This window comes from Kitasatospora sp. NPDC093558 (assembly GCF_040683475.1).
Lineage (GTDB): Bacteria > Actinomycetota > Actinomycetes > Streptomycetales > Streptomycetaceae > Kitasatospora.
Window position 1 is genome coordinate 1 of the sequence record NZ_JBFBDY010000110.1, and the last position, 17,644, is coordinate 17,644.

The 17,644-nt window shown below is 72.9% G+C and carries 13 protein-coding genes and 1 pseudogene; 5 read left to right on the forward strand and 9 right to left on the reverse strand.

Annotated features, from left to right (window positions below; genetic code table 11):
- Window positions 1-1,432, reverse strand: a 1,432-nt coding sequence (locus AB0O00_RS14020) for a caspase family protein (RefSeq protein ID WP_363651445.1), incomplete at its 3' end; no start/stop codon positions are given.
- Window positions 1,398-1,787: a hypothetical protein gene (locus tag AB0O00_RS14025; protein ID WP_363651447.1), complete on the reverse strand. Its 390-nt coding sequence runs from the start codon at window positions 1,785-1,787 to the stop codon at window positions 1,398-1,400. The genes AB0O00_RS14020 and AB0O00_RS14025, both read right to left, overlap by 35 nt.
- Before the next feature lie 415 nt (window positions 1,788-2,202).
- Between AB0O00_RS14025 and AB0O00_RS14030 the strand changes: the two are divergent.
- A pseudogene (locus AB0O00_RS14030) lies at window positions 2,203-2,910 on the forward strand (NAD(P)-binding domain-containing protein); the annotation flags it as partial.
- 154 nt (window positions 2,911-3,064) lie between these two features.
- Here AB0O00_RS14030 and galK read toward each other — a convergent pair.
- Together galK and galT are read right to left on the reverse strand one after the other, a co-directional pair.
- A complete protein-coding gene (galK, locus tag AB0O00_RS14035; protein WP_363651449.1) occupies window positions 3,065-4,219 on the reverse strand; it encodes a galactokinase in 1,155 nt (384 codons plus the stop codon).
- Window positions 4,216-5,310: a galactose-1-phosphate uridylyltransferase gene (gene galT, locus AB0O00_RS14040; RefSeq protein ID WP_363651451.1), complete on the reverse strand. Its 1,095-nt coding sequence runs from the start codon at window positions 5,308-5,310 to the stop codon at window positions 4,216-4,218. Before galT ends, galK begins: the two co-directional genes overlap by 4 nt.
- A gap of 169 nt (window positions 5,311-5,479) precedes the next feature.
- Between galT and AB0O00_RS14045 the strand changes: the two genes are divergently transcribed.
- Window positions 5,480-6,289, forward strand: coding sequence for a DeoR/GlpR family DNA-binding transcription regulator (locus AB0O00_RS14045; RefSeq protein WP_363651453.1), 810 nt, complete (start codon window positions 5,480-5,482; stop codon window positions 6,287-6,289).
- A gap of 18 nt (window positions 6,290-6,307) precedes the next feature.
- On the opposite strand, the gene AB0O00_RS14050 is transcribed toward AB0O00_RS14045, so the two are convergent.
- The 5 genes from AB0O00_RS14050 to AB0O00_RS14070 all read right to left on the reverse strand — a co-directional run bounded on the left by AB0O00_RS14050 (window position 6,308) and on the right by AB0O00_RS14070 (window position 12,385).
- Complete coding sequence (locus tag AB0O00_RS14050; protein WP_363651455.1) at window positions 6,308-7,435, reverse strand: LacI family DNA-binding transcriptional regulator; 1,128 nt, start codon at window positions 7,433-7,435, stop codon at window positions 6,308-6,310.
- A 147-nt stretch (window positions 7,436-7,582) separates the two neighbouring features.
- Complete coding sequence (locus AB0O00_RS14055) at window positions 7,583-9,304, reverse strand: glycoside hydrolase family 36 protein (RefSeq protein ID WP_363651457.1); 1,722 nt, start codon at window positions 9,302-9,304, stop codon at window positions 7,583-7,585.
- 5 nt (window positions 9,305-9,309) lie between these two features.
- Window positions 9,310-10,137, reverse strand: coding sequence for a carbohydrate ABC transporter permease (locus AB0O00_RS14060; protein WP_363651458.1), 828 nt, complete (start codon window positions 10,135-10,137; stop codon window positions 9,310-9,312).
- On the reverse strand, window positions 10,134-11,045 hold the full coding sequence (locus AB0O00_RS14065) for a sugar ABC transporter permease (RefSeq protein ID WP_363651460.1): 912 nt from the start codon (window positions 11,043-11,045) through the stop codon (window positions 10,134-10,136). Before AB0O00_RS14065 ends, AB0O00_RS14060 begins: the two co-directional genes overlap by 4 nt.
- Window positions 11,042-12,385, reverse strand: a complete 1,344-nt coding sequence (locus AB0O00_RS14070; RefSeq protein ID WP_363651462.1) for an extracellular solute-binding protein — start codon at window positions 12,383-12,385, stop codon at window positions 11,042-11,044. The genes AB0O00_RS14065 and AB0O00_RS14070 overlap by 4 nt, the downstream gene beginning before the upstream one ends.
- 402 nt (window positions 12,386-12,787) lie before the next feature.
- On the opposite strand from AB0O00_RS14070, the gene AB0O00_RS14075 reads away from it, so the two are divergent.
- The 3 genes from AB0O00_RS14075 to AB0O00_RS14085 form a co-directional block, all read left to right on the forward strand.
- Window positions 12,788-14,203: an RICIN domain-containing protein gene (locus tag AB0O00_RS14075; RefSeq protein WP_363651464.1), complete on the forward strand. Its 1,416-nt coding sequence runs from the start codon at window positions 12,788-12,790 to the stop codon at window positions 14,201-14,203.
- 406 nt (window positions 14,204-14,609) lie between these two features.
- Window positions 14,610-16,535, forward strand: a complete 1,926-nt coding sequence (locus AB0O00_RS14080) for a trypsin-like serine protease (protein ID WP_363651466.1) — start codon at window positions 14,610-14,612, stop codon at window positions 16,533-16,535.
- Between the two features lie 262 nt (window positions 16,536-16,797).
- A partial coding sequence (locus AB0O00_RS14085; protein ID WP_363651468.1) for an ALF repeat-containing protein occupies window positions 16,798-17,644 on the forward strand: 847 nt, incomplete at its 3' end.

A 17,644-nucleotide genomic window follows, 5' to 3' on the forward strand; every position in this document is an offset into this window, starting at 1 on the left:
GGTGGGGGACGGCGAGCGCCGGGGTTGGGGGGGGCTCCGTCCGCCGGGGCGCGGCCTCGGGCCGGGGCGCGGGCGGGGCTCCCTGGGCGGCTGGGGGGCGGTCGCTTGCAGCCGGAGCCGGCTTCGCGGCGGGCTGCCCGGCCGGCTTGGGGCGGGATTCCGGTCGCGCGAGCGCAGCCCCCAGCACGCCCGGGGGAAACGCGTGCACGCCACCTGCGCGCTCCGGCCGGACTTCGTCGGGCTTGGGCTTCAGGGGCTGCGCCGGACGCTCCGCCGGCCCGTGCCCGGCTTCCGCGGGCGACGGCCGGGGCTCGTCCGGCTCGGCCTTCGGAGGCTGCTTCCCGGCCGCCTCGACCTTGGCCTTCGAAGGCTGCTTCCCGGGCTCGTCGACCTCGGCCTTCGAAGGCTGCTTCCCGGCCTCGCCCCCCGCCTTCGCCAGCAGGGCGCGTGCGGCCGAGGCCACCAGCGGGATGTCGGCGTCCGCGACCTCCTGCAACGTCCGCCGGGCCGCCAGTTCGCGCGCCGGGTCGGGCCCGGTGAGCCACTCCCCCAGCGCGGTCACCGCGCCGAGGCGGATGGCCGGGTGCGGGCTGTCCAGGCCGCTGCGCAGGGCTTCCGGCAGCGGCGCCGCGGCGATGGCCACGCCGGCCGGGCTGCGGGCGAGCAGGATCTTCCCTTCCGCGCCGTAGAGCCAGCGTTGCGGGGTCTGCTGGCTGCCGCCGGACCGGATCCGGTCGAAGGCGAACGCGTAGGCGTCGTCGACCGAGACGTAGCCGTCGTGGTCCTGGTCGGCCGCGCCGGTGCGGATGCCGTCGACGATCGCGGTCGTGAACACCGAGCCGGGCGGCTCCGTCCCGGAGAGCGGTTCGCCCTCCCAGGAGTACTCGCTGCCGCGCGAGGCGGTCAGCACCACCCGCCCGCGGCCCTGGCCGCGCATGCGTTCGCCCAGTGCCAGGTCCTCGTCGCCCTTGAGCCCGTGCGAGAACGCGCCGCTGAAGCAGCAGTCGAGGATGACCACCAGGCGCCTCGCCCGGCAGTCCTCCATCAGGTCGAGCAGCCACTGCGACTCGACGCCGGTCGCGGCGAGCCTGGTCTTCACGGTGTCGGTGGCGGCGAAGTACAGCTTGCGGCGGACGTCCACGAGCCCGTGGCAGGAGAGGTAGACGAGCAGGAGGTCCTCCGGGTCGCGGCCGGTGAGGAACTCCTCCGCGGCGAGCCGGATCTCCTGCGCCGTCCGGTCGACCACCCTGGTCACCGCGAAGCCGCCGATCCGCGGGTCGGCGAGCACCTCGCTCAGCTGGTCGGCGTCGCGGGCCGGGGCACGGAGCTGGCGCAGCGCAGGGTCGGTGTACCTGGCAGTGGCCACCACCAGGGCGAAGCGGAGTTCGTCGGGCAGTTCAGGAGACGGCCGCGTGACGTGCGAGCCAGTCATCGATCATCGTTTCCTGCTGCTTGGCGGTCACCCCGGTGACCTTCAGCGTGTCGCCGCCGAGGCTCAGCTCGACGACGTGGCCGGTCCGTCCGACCCAGTTCCGGACGGAGGTGACGACCGCCCGCAGCATCTCGATGTCCACGAAGTGCACGAGCAGTGCGCCGGCCAGGCTGCCGAGGCCCTTGGCGTCCTCGGGCGCGGTCTCCTCCTCGACGGGTTCGGCGTCGGTGAGGTCGAGGTCGTCGAGCAGTTCGGTGCGGAGCCGGGCGGCGAGCTCGGTGAGTTCGTCCGGATCGAGCCCGGCGTCGGGCCCGACCTGGAGCAGGAGCCCGGTGGGCCCGTCGAAGGTCGCCATGGCGCACGCTCCTTCCCCGAGGACCTGCGGCCGGTTCTCTCCCCACCATCATCTTCCGTAACCGGCCCACCGGCATCGTTTCGGCACGATCGATTCACAGGGTGATCGAGGCTCAAGGCGACGGACACTCAGCGCGATCGGCACTCGGCCGAAATACGGGCTTCGCGGCGTCGGCGCTCGCCCGTCGGGCACTCAGCGCGACCGCCGCTCCGGGCGCCGAATGCCCAGCGTGACCGGTACTCCCCGTCAACGCGTCGCCGCCCCTGAGAACAGCACCCGCAGGGGGTCAGCCGGGCGGTGGGTGTCGTCGTTCATGCGCACACCCTGCGGCGGCCGACACACCGTCACCAGGCGCGCGTCAAGCTGAGTCCCGCAGGACCACCCCTGCGAGCGGGAATCGACGGCGGCGCGAGGCGGTTGGGCCCTTTCGAGCATGCGGAAACTCTTGCGAAGGGGTACCACCATGAAGATCGGCATCATCGGCGCGGGGAACATCGGCGGCAACCTGACGAGGCGGCTCACCGCCCTCGGTCACGACGTCTCCGTCGCCAACTCGCGCGGGCCGGAGTCGCTGGCCGAGCTCGTCGCGGAGACGGGGGCCCGGGCGGTGCCGGCCGCCGAGGCCGCGCACGGCGCGGAGGTCGTCGTGGTCACGGTGCCGCTGAAGAACGTGCCGGACCTGCCCGGCGGCCTGTTCGCCGGGGCCGCCGAGGGTTTCGCCGTGATCGACACCGGCAACTACTACCCGAAGGAGCGCGACGGCCTGATCGCCGAGATCGAGGGCGGCCTGACCGAGAGCCGCTGGACGGAGCGGCACCTCGGCCACCCGGTCGTCAAGGCCTTCAACGGCACCTACGCCCGGGACATCGTCGAGCAGCCCCGCCCCCAGGGGGACCCTGACCGGCTCGCCGTGCCGGTCTCCTCCGACGACGAGGCCGCCAAGCGCAAGGTCCGGGCGCTCATCGACGAGATCGGCTTCGACACGGTGGACGCCGGCGGCATCGACGAGTCCTGGCGCCAGCAGCCCGGCACCCCGGTCTACGGCCTGCGCGCGGGCGTGACGGCCGTGACGCAGGCGCTCGCGGAGGCCTCGCCGGAGCGTCCGGAGGCGCACAAGGCCTGAGGCGTACGGCGGCCGACGTACGGCAGCCGGCTTACGGCGAACGGCGGGGCGCTCCGGGCGAGGCGCCCCGCCGGGGTCGGGCAGTGGGATCGGACGGTGGGATCGGACCGTGGGATCGGACGGTGGGGTCGGGAGGTGGGGTCGAACGGTGCAGTCAGGCGATACGGCGGGCGCCCTCGGCCGGGGTCGCGGTCAGGGTGCGCGGGGCGGTGAAGCCCTTGGCCAGGAAGGCGGTGGTGACCTCGGCCGCGACGGCCCCGGCCGCGTCCTCGTCCACCAGGGCGATGACGGAGCCGCCGAAGCCACCGCCCGTCATCCGGGCTCCGTGCGCCCCGGCCGCGACGGCCGTGTCGACGGCGAGGTCGGTCTCGGCGCACGAGACCCGGTAGTCGTCGCGCAGCGAGGCGTGCCCGGCGGTGAGCACCGGCCCGAGCGCCGCGAGCGCGCCCGACTCCAGGTGCGCGACGGCCTCGGCCACGCGCTCGTTCTCGGTGACCACGTGCCGTACCAGCGGCCGCAGTTCCTCCGGGAGCCGGGGCAGCGCGGTCGGCAGGTCGGCCGGTCCGAGCTCGCGCAGGGCGGGCAGGCCGAGCAGGTGCGCCGCGCGCTCGCACCCGGCCCGCAGGCCGGCGTACGCGCCGTCGCCCAGGTCGTGCTTGACCCGGGTGTCGAGGACGAGCAGCGCGAGGCCGGCGCCGGCCAGGTCCACCGGCACCTGACGCATCGCCAGGTCCCGGCTGTCCAGGTGCAGGGCCGCGCCCGCGCGGCAGCACATCGACGCCATCTGGTCCATGATCCCGCACGGCACCCCGACGTACGCGTTCTCCGCCCGCTGCGCGATCAGCGCGAGCTCGGGCGCCGAAAGGCCGAGCCCGTACAGGTCGTTGTAGGCGAGCGCCACCGAGCATTCGAGGGCCGCCGAGGACGACAGCCCGGCGCCCGACGGCACGTCGCTGTCCAGGGCGAGCTCCGCCCCGCCGACGTCGTGCCCGGCCTCGCGCAGCGCCCACACGACGGCCGCCGGGTAGCCGGCCCACCCGGTGACGCTCCCCGGGGCGAGGTCCGCGACGACCGCCTCGGCGCTGCCGCCCTTGGTGGAGTGCAGCCGGAGCAGCCCGTCGTCCCGCCGCCGGGCCTGGGCGCGGACGGTCTGCGGCAGGGCGATCGGCAGGACGAACCCGAGGTTGTAGTCGGTGTGTTCGCCGATCAGGTTGACCCGCCCGGGCGCGGCCCACTCCCCCTCCGGCGCCCGTCCGTACAGCTGGGTGAAGGACGGCTGGGTGGCGGACGGCTGGGTGGCGGTGTTCATCGGGCGACCTCCCGCAGGCGCTGGGCCGCGTGTTCGGGGCTGACGTCGTTGACGAAGGCGTCCATGCCGGATTCGACGCCGGCCAGGTACTTGAGCTTGTCGGCGGTGCGCCGGATGGTGAACAGCTCCAGGTGCAGGGCGAGTTCGTCCCGGTGGGCGGCCGGGGCCTGGTGCCAGGCGGAGATGTACGGGGTGCGGCCGGTGCCGAAGAGGCGGTCGAAGCGGCGCAGCAGGTCGAGGTAGAGGCCGGGGAATTCGGCGCGTTCGGCGTCGTCGAGGGCGGTGAGGTCGGGGACGCGGCGGTGCGGGTAGAGGTGGACCTCGTAGGGCCAGCGGGCGGCGAAGGGGACGAAGGCCGTCCAGTGCTCGCCGGCGAGCACCACCCTTTCGCCGTCGGCGCGTTCGGCGGCGAGGAGGTCGTCGAAGAGGTTGCGGCCGGTGGCCGTGCGGTGCGCGGAGGCGCGGGCGGCCATGCGGGTGGTGCGCGGGGTGGTGAACGGGAACGCGTAGATCTGGCCGTGCGGGTGGGCGAGGGTGACGCCGATCTCGGCGCCGCGGTTCTCGAAGCAGTAGACCTGCTCGACGCCGGGCAGGGCGGAGAGCGCGGCCGTCCGGTCGGTCCACGCGTCGAGGACCAGCCGCGCACGGGACTCGGACAGGTCGGCGAACGACGTGTCGTGGTCGGCGGTGAAGCACACCACCTCGCAGCGCCCCGCGCCGGGCCCGGCCGTCCGCAGTCCGCCGGTGAGCTCGCCCGGGAGGCCGGCCAGCGAGGGGAAGCGGTTCTCGAAGACGGCCACCTGGTAGTCGTCCGCCGGGATCTCGCTCAGCCGCCCGTCCCGGGACGGGCACAGCGGGCACTCCTCGGCGGGCGGTTGGTAGGTGCGGGCCTGCCGGTGCGCGGCGACGGTGACCCAGTCCCCGGTGACCGGGTCCCGGCGCACCTGGGAGGCGGGCGGCCGGGGGTCCAGCGGGCGCCGGTCGACGGCGTTCCGGGGCACGGCCGCGCCGCTGTCGTAGTAGATGAGCTCCCGCCCGTCCGCGAGCGTGGTCGCGGTCCTGGCGGTGGGCTCGGTGACGGTCCCGGCCATGGCTCGGTTCTTTCTCCTCGATCCGACATGAATCAACAATCTCGAACACTATCCAACAGACCCGGCGCCCCGGAAGCAACCGGCACCTGCCATGATGGCCATGATGGCGATGAGCGTGGCCGCCCCGGCCGCGCCGACCCGCGCCACACCGACCCGAGGAGGCCCCCCGATGGCCGACAGCGCCCAACCGCTCGCCGGGCAGCGACGCGCGCTGATCCTGGAACAGGTGCGCGCGCGGGGCGGGGTCCGGGTGACCGAACTCGTCCGCGACCTCGGGGTCTCCGACATGACCGTCCGCCGCGACCTCGACGCCCTGGCCCGGCGCGGACTGGTGGAGAAGGTCCACGGCGGCGCGGTGCGGGTCGAGGCGCCGCTCAGCGGCGAGCCCGGCTTCGAGACCAAGGCCGGCTGGGAACTGCCCGCGAAGGAGGCGATCGCCCGCGCCGCCGCCGCACTCGTGCCGCCCGGCTCGGCGGTCGGCCTCGCAGCCGGCACGACGACCTTCGCGGTGGCCCGGCACCTGCGCTCCGTCGAGGGCCTGACCGTGGTCACCAACTCGCTGCGGATCGCCGAGGTGCTGGAACAGCCCGACGACGACGGCAGCCCCGCGACGGCGACGGTGATCCGCACCGGCGGCGTCCGCACCCCCTCGGACGCGCTCGTCGGCCCGGTGGCGGACCAGGCGATCCGCTCGCTGCACGTCAACGTGCTGATCATGGGCTGCCACGGCCTCTCCGCCGACACCGGGCTGACCTCCCCCAACCTGGCCGAGGCGGAGACCAACCGGGCCTTCCTGCAGTCCGCGCGCCGGGTCATCGTGGTCGCCGACCACACGAAGTGGAACGCCGTGGGCCTGGCCTCGTTCGCGGCCCTGGACAAGCTCGACGTCCTGGTGACCGACGACGCCCTGCCGGCGGAGGAGCGGACGGCCGCCGCCCGGCTGGTCGGCGAGCTGATCATCGCGTCGTCGGGGGACTGACAGCCCTACGGCCTGTCTTCACCCACCCGAACTCGCCCGCACCACCAGCTCGGTGGCCAGCTCCAGCCCCGCGCCGGGCGCCCGCTCCCCACGCACCTGGCCGAGCAGGCGCTCGACCAGCGCGGCGGCGATCGCCCGCAGCGGCAGCCGGACCGACGTCAGCGCGGGGTGCAGGTGGCGGCAGAGCGGCGTGTCGTGGAAGCCCGTGACCGCCACCTGCCCGCCCTCCGCCGCCTCCGGCCCGACCGCCAACCCCTCGGCGCGGACGGCCTCGTAGACGTCCAGCGCGAGCAGGTCGCTCGCCGCCGCGACGGCCGTCGGCCGGTCCGGGCCGCGCAGCAGCCCGCGCACGGCGGCGACGTCGGGCCCGCCCGCCACCACCGCCGTCAGGCCGAGCCGGCGCGCCTCGGCGAGGAAGCCCGCGCGGCGTTCCGCCATCCACGGCAGGTCCTCCGCGCCGCCGACGTACCCGAGGTGCCGGTGCCCGCGTTCGGCGAGGTGCCGCACGACGGCTGCCATGGCCGGGCCGTTGCCGATGTCCACCCAGTGCTGCGGCTCCCCCGGTCCCGTCCGCCCGAAGGTCGTGAACGGGACGCCGGCGCGGGCGACGTGGCCGATCCGCGGGTCGTCGCGCAGCACGTCCGCGAGCACGAGCCCGTCCACCTGGCGGGCCGCGACCAGCTCGTCGATCGCCGCGAGCGCGTCCCCCGCGCCCGGCGTGTCCCCGGTGCCGGGCCCGTCCTCCGCGCCCAACGCATCGCCCACAGCCCGAACCGCCCCCGTGCCCGGCGTGTCCCCGGTGCCCGGCGCCGGACGGAACAGGAGCACCCGTAGGCCCTGCGCCCCCGCCGCGTCGACCAGGGCCTCCAGGAAGCCGGCCATCAGCGGATTGGGGTCGAACGGGTCGTCCACCGGCGAGAGGTAGCCGATCGTGCGCCGGGCGCCGCTGCGCAGCGAGCGGGCCGACTGGTCGGGCTGGTAGCCGAGTTCGCGGATCGCGGCGGTCACCCGCTCCAGGGTGTCGGGGCGCACCCGGTGCGGGGCGTTGAGCGCGTTGGACACCGTCTGCCGCGACACCCCGGCCGCACGGGCGACCTCCTCGATGGTGGTGGCACCGCGGCGCGGTCGGCGTGCTCCCTCGGGCATGCGCCCCCTCCAGCTTGCTCGTCCGGGTCACCGGCGGCGCGGCGTCGGTGACCCGCCACGCGGCGCCGCAGCAACACCGCCGTCCCGCTGGACAATACGCTCCCGCGCAGCCGGCCCCGAGCGAGCCGGCCACGTTCCCGGCCTCCGTCACTCGCGCCGCAGCGTCAGCAACCCACCCCGCGGCACCCCGACAATGCCGCCCCCGCCGAGCTCCACCCTGCCCCGCCACACCACACGCCCCCGTGCATCCTGCACAACCGCCTCCGCCACCCCACTGCCACCCACCAGCCGCACCTCCGGATCCACATCCGCATTGGCCACCAGCAACGTGCGCCACCGCTCACCCCCGACCGCCACCGGCAGCGCCGCGTACCGGGCGACGACGACGGTGTCCGGGCCGGTGGCCGTGACCAGCGGGTAGCCGAGGTCGGGCCGGGCCGGGCGCAGTTCGCCGAGTTGCAGGGTGTCGGCGTGCGCGCGGAAGACGCCGAGCCAGAACGCGAGGGCCTCGCGCTGATCGGGGCGCTGCGCCGCGAGGTCGACGGACACCTGGGGGACGGCGAAGAGGACGTTGATCAGGTGGCAGGCGATCTGCTCGGGCGGCTCGACCGGGTGCCAGGTCAGCATGTCGGCGTGGACGGGGACGGGCCCGGCGGCGAGCCGCACGTCGATCGTCCGCTGCCGGTTCTCCTGCGGGCTGAGCGGGCAGTCGGTGGCGCGGATCATCGTCACGTACGGCCACAGGGCCGGGCTGACGTAGGGCTGGCGGTGCTCGATCATCGCGTCCGGGCGGGCCGCGGTGATCCGCCGGCGGAGCTCGGCGAGCAGCCGTTCGACGCCCTCGTCCACGGCTGCGCAGTCCGCCTCCGGGCCCGGCGCGGGTGCGTCCGCCCGCGCGAACCAGTCGACGAAGTCGACCTTGAGGCCGTCCATGCCCCACTCCTCGACGGCCCGCGCTAGGCGGCCGGCCAGGAACCCCCGCACCTCCGGGTAGCGCGGGTCGGCGACGACCGCGCCCATGGGCCCGGCGTCGGCGAGCGCGTACCGGCCGATGCGTTCGAACGCGGCGCTGTCCTTGCCGATGAACGGCAGCGCGTACCAGAGCAGGTACCGCACGCCGAGGTCGTGGACGCGCCGCACGTGTGCGGCGGTGTCCGGCAGCGAGACCGGTTCCCAGTCGCCGCAGTGCGCGTAGCCGCGGGTGCGGTCGGCGGTCATCCAGCCGTCGTCGACGATGATCACGTCGAGGCCGAGCTCCTTGCCGAGCGCGGCCTGGGCCTCGACGGCCTTCGGCGAGACATCCTGGTGCATCGCGTACCAGGTGGAATAGGCGGGACGGCGCGCGGCCTCGGGGATGTCCGCCCGGTGCGCGGCGCCCCACCACTCGGTGAGGCCGGCGAGGCAGCGGGCGAAGTGGCGGCGCGAGGTGTCGATACGGACGGTGAGGCGGCCGGGCGCCTGCGCCCAGAAGCGGAACTCGCCGGTCTCCTCGACCACTCCGGCGCCGGCCAGGACGTCCGGCCGCTCGGCGGCGAAGGCGCAGATCGCGACGTCACCGGTGCCGACGAGCGAGGCGATCGGGGCGCCGGCGGCGATCCCGGTGCGGCGCGGGGCGCTCCAGGCGGCGGGCAGCCGGCCGGTGCCGCGCGGTTCGGGGGTCCAGAGGGCGGTGGCGTCCACGCACGGTACCCGCCACTCGATCCGGGCCTCTACGTTGGCCCCGGAGGTCACCTCGGCGGTCACCTCGACCAGCCCGTCGGCCACCGCGCGGGCCGTCCCGGCGCCGTTCACCCGCAGGTCCAGGCCCTCGGCGTAGAGCGGGCGCAGGCCGCCGGCGGCGGGGGCGTGCGGCTCCCAGATGTCGGTCACGGGTGTCAGCCCTTCGTTGCGCCGGCCAGCAGGCCGGAGATGAACTGCCGTTGCAGGACCAGGAAGAGGACCATCATCGGCAGGGTGGACAGCGCGGTGCCGGAGAGGATCGCGCCGTAGTCGGTGGTGCTCTGATTGCCGTGCAGGGTCGCGAGGGCGACCGGCAGGGTGTGCATGGCGGGGCTGCGCAGGGCGACCAGCGGCCACGCGAACTGGTTCCAGGAGCCCAGGAAGAGGAAGATCGCGAGTGCCGCCAGCACCGGCCGCATGACCGGCACCACGACGCTCCACAGCACCCGGAACTCGCCCGCGCCGTCGACCCGTGCGGCGTCCAGGAGTTCGTCCGGCAGGCCGGCGAGGGACTGCCGCATCAGGAAGATCGCGAACGGCACGCACAGGCCGGGCAGGATGATCGCCTGGTAGGTGTCGAGCAGGCCGAAGCTCATCATCATCTTGAACAGCGGTACCAGCATGACCTGTTCGGGCACCACGAGGGTGGAGAGCAGCAGGCCGAACAGCAGACTGCGGCCGCGGAAGCGGAACTTGGCGAAGGCGTAGCCGGCCAGCAGCGCGATCACCAGCGCGCCGGCCGTCTGGACTCCCGCCACCAGAAGGGAGTTTCCGACCACCCGGAGCAGCCCGATCTTCCGCTGGAGGTGGTCGAGGTTGTCGCCGAGGTGGCCGCCGGGCAGCAACTCGGGCGGCCAGTCGAAGACTTCGTCGTCCTTGCGGGTGGTGGCGATCACCAGCCAGTAGAACGGGCCGACGGACAGGCCGGTGAGGCCCGCCAGGAGGAAGGTCAGCGGCCAGCCGCGGAGCCTTTTCGCGCTCATTTCTCCCGCTCCCCCATCAGGCGCATCTGGACCGCGCCGAGCACCGACACGAGCAGCGTCAGCGCGTAGGCGATGGCGGAGGCATAGCCGAAGTCGAAGTACCGGAAGCCGTTCTGGTACAGGTACATGGAGACGGTCAGCGTCGCGTTGTCCGGTCCGCCGCCCGTCAACACGTACGGCTCGTCGAAGAGTTGGAGCGTGCCGATGGTGGACAGCACGACCGTGAACAGCAGCACCGGGCGCAGCGCCGGCACCGTGACGGCCGTGAACCGCCGTACGGGGCCCGCCCCGTCGACCATCGCGGCCTCGTACAGCTCCTTCGGGACGCCCTGCAGGCCGGCCAGGTAGATCACGGCGTTGTAGCCCGTGTAGTGCCACGTGAGCACCAGGACGACGGCCATCCGCGCCCAGAACGGCTCGCCGAACCAGTCGACGGTCGGCAGTCCGACCGCGTCCAGCAGCCAATTGACGGCGCCGTGCTCGGAGTTGAGGAGGAAGGCGAAGATCACGCCGGTGGCGACCAGGCCGGTGACGGCCGGCATGAAGACGCCGAGGCGCCACACCGTCCGCCAGCGCACCAGCGCCGAGTTGATGCCGACGGCCATCAGCAGGGCCAGCCCGAGCATCAGCGGGACCTGCACGACGAGGATCTCGGCGGTGTTGCGCAGAGCCGTCCAGAACAGCGGATCGTCCAGCAGGCGCCGGTAGTTGGCGAGGCCGGCGGAGCGGGCGGCGGTGCCGGAGCCGGTGGTTCCGGAGCCGGCGGTGAAGGACAGGAGCAGCGAGTCGACGACCGGGTACGCCTTGAAAACGCCGAAGGTGATCAGGGCGGGGGCGAGGAGGACGTACGGGACGGCGGCGCGGCGCCGCCGGGCACGCGCGGGGGACGGTCGGACGGTCGTCGTCATGCGGTGCTGCGCCCGGTCTGCTGGGCGAGCTGCTTGGCAGCGTCCTGGAGCACGGCGGCGGGGTCGCCGCCCTTGAGGAACACCTTCGTCTGGGCGTCGCTGGCGAGTTTCAGGGCGCGGGCGTAGTCGCCGGAGTAGTTGGTCGGGTCGCCGCCGTCGGCGGCCAGGTCGGCGAAGGTCCTGAGCACCGGCTGGCCGCCGTAGTAGGCGCCGGGCGCGGCGTACATCGGGTCGGTGTAGGCCTCGGTGAGCGCGGGGAAGACGCCACCGGCAGTGAACATGCCGTTCACGGACGCGGGGCGGGTGAGCGCGTACTCGACAAACTTCCAGGCGGCGCGGCGGCGCGGGCTGGAGGCGGCGACGGTGAGGTGGGTGGAGTTCACGAGCGCGGTGCGCTTGCCTCCAGCGGTGACGGCCGGGGGCTTGGCGAGGCGCCAAAGCCCGCTCTGGTCCGGGAACTTGCTCTCCAGGTAGTGCGCCGCCCACGCGGGCATCGGGGCGACGGCGAGCTTCCCGTCCTTCATGAGGTTGCGCCATCCGTGCTCCCCGACCGCGTCGGCGACCAGCCCGGCGTCCGACATCCGCTTGAGGACGGTCATCGCCCGGACGGCCTCGGGCGAGCCGAGCGTGATCCGGCCCTGGAGGTCGAAGTAGAACGCGCCCTGGAGCTGCATCAGGGACTGCAGGAAGTCCAGGTCGGGGTCGGGGATCGCGGTCTTGCTGATGCCGATCATGGAGAAGCCGGGGTTGGCGGCCTTGAAGCGGTCGGCGGTGGCGATCACGTCGTCCCAGGTCGCGAGGGACCCGGGGTCGATGCCGGCCTTGTCGAAGCAGTCCTTGCGATAGAAGAACCCGAGCGGGTTGACCTCCCAGGGCAGCGCCCGGACGTGGCCGTCCTTCCCGGTGACGATCGGCCACAGGCCCTTCGCGAACTTGTCCTTGTGGGCGTCGGCGCCGTACGCGGAGAGGTCGGCCAGGCCGTCGGGGAACTTCTCCATGTAGCCGGGCAGGTAGTCGCAGCCGATGTGCAGGACGTCGGCGAGCCCCTGGCCGCCGGCGGCGAGGCCGACGGTGATCTTGTCCCAGATGGCCGGCTCGCCGATGTCCTGGACGTCGACCTTGATGCCCGGGTTGTCCCGCTCGAACGCAGGGACGACCCCGCGCAGCGCGGCGGCGGCCGTGGCCCACGACCACACGGTGACGGTGCCCTTGTCGGCATCCCCACCTGCGGCGTTCCCCGACCCGGAGTCCCCGCAGGCCGCGAGCGCTCCCCCGGCGGCCAGGGCCACCAGGCCGGCCCCGGAGGCGCGGAGCAGCTCGCGACGTGAAAGGTGTGACATTGCATCCCCTTCCGTTTTTGAACGTTCAAATCCACAAAACAGACCAGAACCCAACAGTGCCGAACGAGCGCCACACAGCAAACGCCACCGGCCGTACGCCGTCAACCCCCCACGCGCCGGGAGCCCACCCGCCGCAACGGTTCCGTTACCGGCCGACGGCGGGCAGCTGCGGGCCACGGCGGACAGCCCTGCGACGAGCGCCGACCACGCCGAGGGAGGCCCGGCCCGAGGCGCCGACGCCTCCGGGAGGTCCGGGGCCGAAGCCGCAAGTCATCGCCGTATGGCGCGTGGTACACGATCAAGAGATGATCAGCTGTCTGCTGCGCCTTATCGGCATGTGCAGTGATGAGATTTCACATCAAGGGGGAAACCGTGCAGTTCGCTCGCCGTACATTCGGCGCTATGTCAACCATGGCTCTGGCCGCAGGACTTGTGGCGACACCGTCATCCGCAGCGGTCGCGGCAGGGCCGTGCTCGGCCGGCCGGGTGCTGAACGTGGTCGCGCACCACGACGACGACTTGCTTTTCCTGACACCGGATCTGATCAATGATCTGGCGAATCCCGACGTCTGCGTGCGGACGTTGTTCCTCGTGGGCTCGTACTACAGCCGCGGCGGTGACGCCCCTCACCCGACGGACACCGACAAGGCCGCGTACATGGAGAGCCGTGAACTCGGCGACCGCCTTGCCTACCAGGCCGCGGCCGGCATCCCGGGCGACTGGCAGCACGCGCCGTACTCGGCGGCGGGCGTGCAGGCGACGACGTGGTCGCTCGGCGGCAGGGTCTCGACGGTCGAGCTGCGGATCCCCGACGCCACCGCGTCCAACGACGCCGGCACCATGTTCAAGGGCCAGCTGTGGGCGCTGTACGCGGACAACCAGGAGGCGTGGCCGCTCCCGGGGACGGACGCGCCGGCGCAGCAGCGGCTGAACCGTGAGCAGATGCTCGCTTTCATCCAGGGCGTCATCGACGAATTCCAGCCGACGGTGATCAATACCGAGGACTCGTCGGCCGATCATCAGAAGAGCGCCCTGGCGGATCAATCGGGGGCGTCGTACTTCCATCCCGACCACGTCGCGACGACCCGGCTGCTCATGGGCGCCCTGAACAGGCGCGGCGGGAACTGGCCGCGCGTCACGTTCTACCGGGACTACCTGGCGAGGGAGGCGGAGGCCAACCTCGATGCCGCGAGCGCATCCCGCAAGGAGCAGATCTTCGGCGTCTACTGCCGTTACGACGACGAGATCTTCCGCAACGGCGCCTGCACTGCCGAGTACGGTGCGCACTACAAGCGCCAATACTACGCCGACTCGGTGTGGCGCGGCTCCTACCTGCTGCCGGTGTCCTACGGCTCCGACGATCCGAAGCTCGACCAGGGTTACCGCATCGTGAACCGTGCGACCGGCCTCTACCTCGACGTCGCCGGCTCCTCGACGGCGGACCAGGCCGCCGTCGTCGGCTTCACCCCCACCGGGAACCCCAACCAGGCGTTCGTCTTCAGGGCGGCGCTGGGCGGCTGGAATCTGCGCCCGGCCCACAGCAACCTGTGCCTGGACGTGCCCAGTTCGAGCAAGACCGCCGGTACCGCCCTGAACCAGTTCCACTGCACGGCCGTCATCCGCAATCCGGCCGACACGGGCGCCATGGTGAGCATGAACCAGGCCTTCCGCATCCGCGGTGGTCACGCCGGCGGCTACACCATCACCGGTGCCGACTCCGGGCTCGCCCTGACCGCCCCTTCCCAGACCGGCGGAGCGGTCACCCAGGCGCCGGTGACCGGCTCCCCCGACCAGTTGTGGGACCTCGTCCCCGCCTGAGCACGTCCCGTACGGGCCTGACGTCCGGCCCCCAGGCAGGATCGCGCGGTGAAGGCGGGACGCGAGCCTTCGGGCGATGCCGGTGCGGCACGACGTCCTGACGGCCGGCGCGATCGGATGGGTGCGGTGCTGCCCGAGAAATCGGCCACCGCACCCATCCTTCTGCAAGAAGCTTCAGGCCGGCAGCGGCGGTCCGGTCCGACGCTGCGGTGATGACGGCAAGGCGGGCCGGGAAACGCAGATCGGACGCCCCGCGGGCTGGTGGCCGGGTCCTTTGACGTCCAAGGAACGCGCCCTATAACGTGCGCTTGGTTTTTTCTTTGCCAGTCCGGGGGGTGCTGGTCATCTCGCGGGCTCCGTTTCCCTTTCCTCCCTTTCTGGAGTCCTTGTGCGTAAGGTTCGCAGATTGTCCTGGCCGCTCGGTGCGGCGCTGGCGATACCCGTGATGGCCGGTTCGGTACCGGCCACGGCGACGGCCGCGGAAGCCGCAACGTCGACCTCGGTGGAGACCTTCGCCTACCCGGACGCGGCGAAGATCCTCGCGGAGCGGAACATCACCCTCAAGACCGGCGACGGGAACATCGCGCTCGCCGACTGCGCATCAGGACCCGGGCTGGTGCAGCTGTTCAGCCGGGCCGCCAAGCCGAGCTCGGTGTGCTTCAGGATCACCGGGCCGACCGGTTACCTGGCGCTGGAGATCCCGAAGATCTACCTCATCAAGGGCGACGACCACACGATCAAGGCGACGGTCAACACCGACGGCAACGCCGCGACCTTCGACGTCGTCAAGAACGCCTGGGCGTCGATCGGCGAGGGCGGGTCCGCCGGCAGCGCCACCGCGCTGCTCGAACTCGCCGCCACCGACGGATCGGCAGCGCCCGCCCCGAGCGGCGACTACCCTGCCGTGGGCAAGGTGACGGTCGGCCAGCCCGGTCACAGCGCGGACGCGCGGGCCTGCACCGCGGCCCTCGTCGACCGCTACTGGGTCCTCACCGCCGCCGGCTGCTTCAACGGTGCCTCCGGAACACCCGCCGTGAAGAGCACGGCCACCGTCAACGGCCGCACCGTCGACATCGCCGAGCTCGTGCCGCGCAGCGACCGCGACCTGGTGATGGCCCGTCTCACCGCTCCGGTCGACGGCGTCGCCCCGGTCGCCCTCGCCACCGCCGCCCCTTCGGCCGGGGACAGCCTGAAGGTGCCCGGCTACGGCCGCACCGCGACGGACTGGGCGCCCTTCAAGGTCCACACCACCACCCACACCGCCGGGGCGATCGCCGCGACCACGGTCGACACCGCGCCGGCTGCGGGCGCGGCCGCGATCTGCCAGGGCGACGCCGGTGCCCCGCTGCTGCGTGACCGGAACGGCAGCGCCGAGATCGCCGCGGTGGCCTCCCTGTCCTGGCAGGGCGGCTGCCTCGGCACCCCCGCGACCGAGACCCGAACCGGCGCCACTGCCACCCGAGTTGACGACCTCGGAGCCTGGGTGCAGCAGGTGAAGGCCGCCCGTCCGGGCAGCCGCCTGTTCGCCGTCGGCAGCGACAGCAAGATCTGGACGAACGAGGGCTCCTACAGCACGAACGCGTGGGGCACCTTCGACGCCGTCCCGGGCACGAACAACGTCAAGCAGGTCAGCGCCGTGACGGTCAACGGCACGATCCGCCTGTTCGCCCTCGGCGGCGACAACCAGATCTGGACCGCCGACAAGAAGCCCGACGGCTCCTGGACCACCTTCACCGCCCTCCCCAGCAGCGGCATCCAGAACATCACCGCCACCACCACGCCCACCGGCGTACGCCTGTTCGCCGTCGGCAGCGACAACAGGATCTGGACCACCGACACCCGCCCCGACGGCACCTGGAGCACCTTCGACGCCGTCCCGGGCGCCAACAACGTCAAGCAGGTCAGCGCCGTAACGGTCGGCGACACGATCCGCCTGTTCGCCCTCGGCGGCGACAACCAGATCTGGACCGCCGACAAGAAGCCCGACGGCTCCTGGACCACCTTCACCGCCCTCCCCAGCAGCGGCATCCAGAACATCACCGCCACCACCACGCCCACCGGCGTACGCCTGTTCGCCGTCGGCAGCGACAACAGGATCTGGACCACCGACACCCGCCCCGACGGCACCTGGAGCACCTTCGACGCCGTCCCGGGCGCCAACAACGTCAAGCAGGTCAGCGCCGTAACGGTCGGCGACACGATCCGCCTGTTCGCCCTCGGCGGCGACAACCAGATCTGGACCGCCGACAAGAAGCCCGACGGCTCCTGGACCACCTTCTACGCCGTCCCGAGCAGCAACATCCAGAACATCGCGGCCGCCATCGTCGGCTGATCCCGCGCACCCGCCGACTCCTGGCGGGGGCCGGTCGCACGGGGGCCGGTCGCAGGAGGTCTGCCGCTCCGCCCGTTCGGTCGGGCGGCGGGCCCCTGTGGTGCGGCGCTTCGAACAACGTTCTTCAAGCAGCTTTCCAGCGCCATCGGCATGAAGGCCGACGGCTGAACGGCACCTCGGTGCCTCGATTCAGGATGGATTGCGAACTTCGATGAGGATGTCCTTGACATCACGGGCCCGATCACGGCTTGCGGCCGGGTTCGTGGCCGGCAGCCTGCTGACCGGGCTGCTGACAACTCCCGCGGTGGCGGCCGACGTTGCGCCCGCCACCGCGCCGAACCCGGACCGGGTGAAGGCGGTCGCGGCCTGGCAGGCCGGCGGACCGGCCGTGCGCCGCGCGGCCGAGACCGCGCTGGCCGGTTCGGCCGACGACCTGAAGGCGTTCCTGGCGAGCGGCCAGGCCGCCGCGGCCGACCAGGACATGCGGGCGCAGATCGAATCGCTCGTCGCGGGCTCCGGTCCCGGGGTGCGCGAGGCCGGGACGGCCGCGCTCAAGGGGTCGGCGGACGACCTGAAGGCCTTCCTCGACAAGGGGGCCAGGAAGAACTTCGACGACGACCAGCGGGTGCGGCTGGCGCAGATCATGGCCGTCGGCGGGCCCGGTGTGAAGGCCGCGGCCGCAAAGGCCCTCGACGGCACCATCGACGACGTCAACCAGTTCCTGAACGAGGGCCAGTTCAAGGCACGGGACGACGACGACCGCATCCGCCTGGCCCAGCTGATGGCCTCGGGCGGTCCCGAGGTGAAGAAGGCCGCCGGCGCGGCGCTGGACGGCTCGATGGACGACGTCCAGCTGTTCCTGCAGTACGGCTACCAGACGGCTGCTGCCCACGACCAGGAAACCCTGACGGTCGCCCAGCTGGCAGACCTGACGAAGAACGCCTCCGCCCAGGCCGGGCAGCAGGCCCAGACCGCCGTGGACGCGGCCGGCAAGGCGCTCGACGCCACCAAGCTGGCGAAGGAGGCCTCCGAGCGGGCCGCGGCCGAGACGAAGGCGGCCCAGGGTTCGGCCGGGCAGGCGTCCATCGCCGCCGGCCGCGCGGCGGATG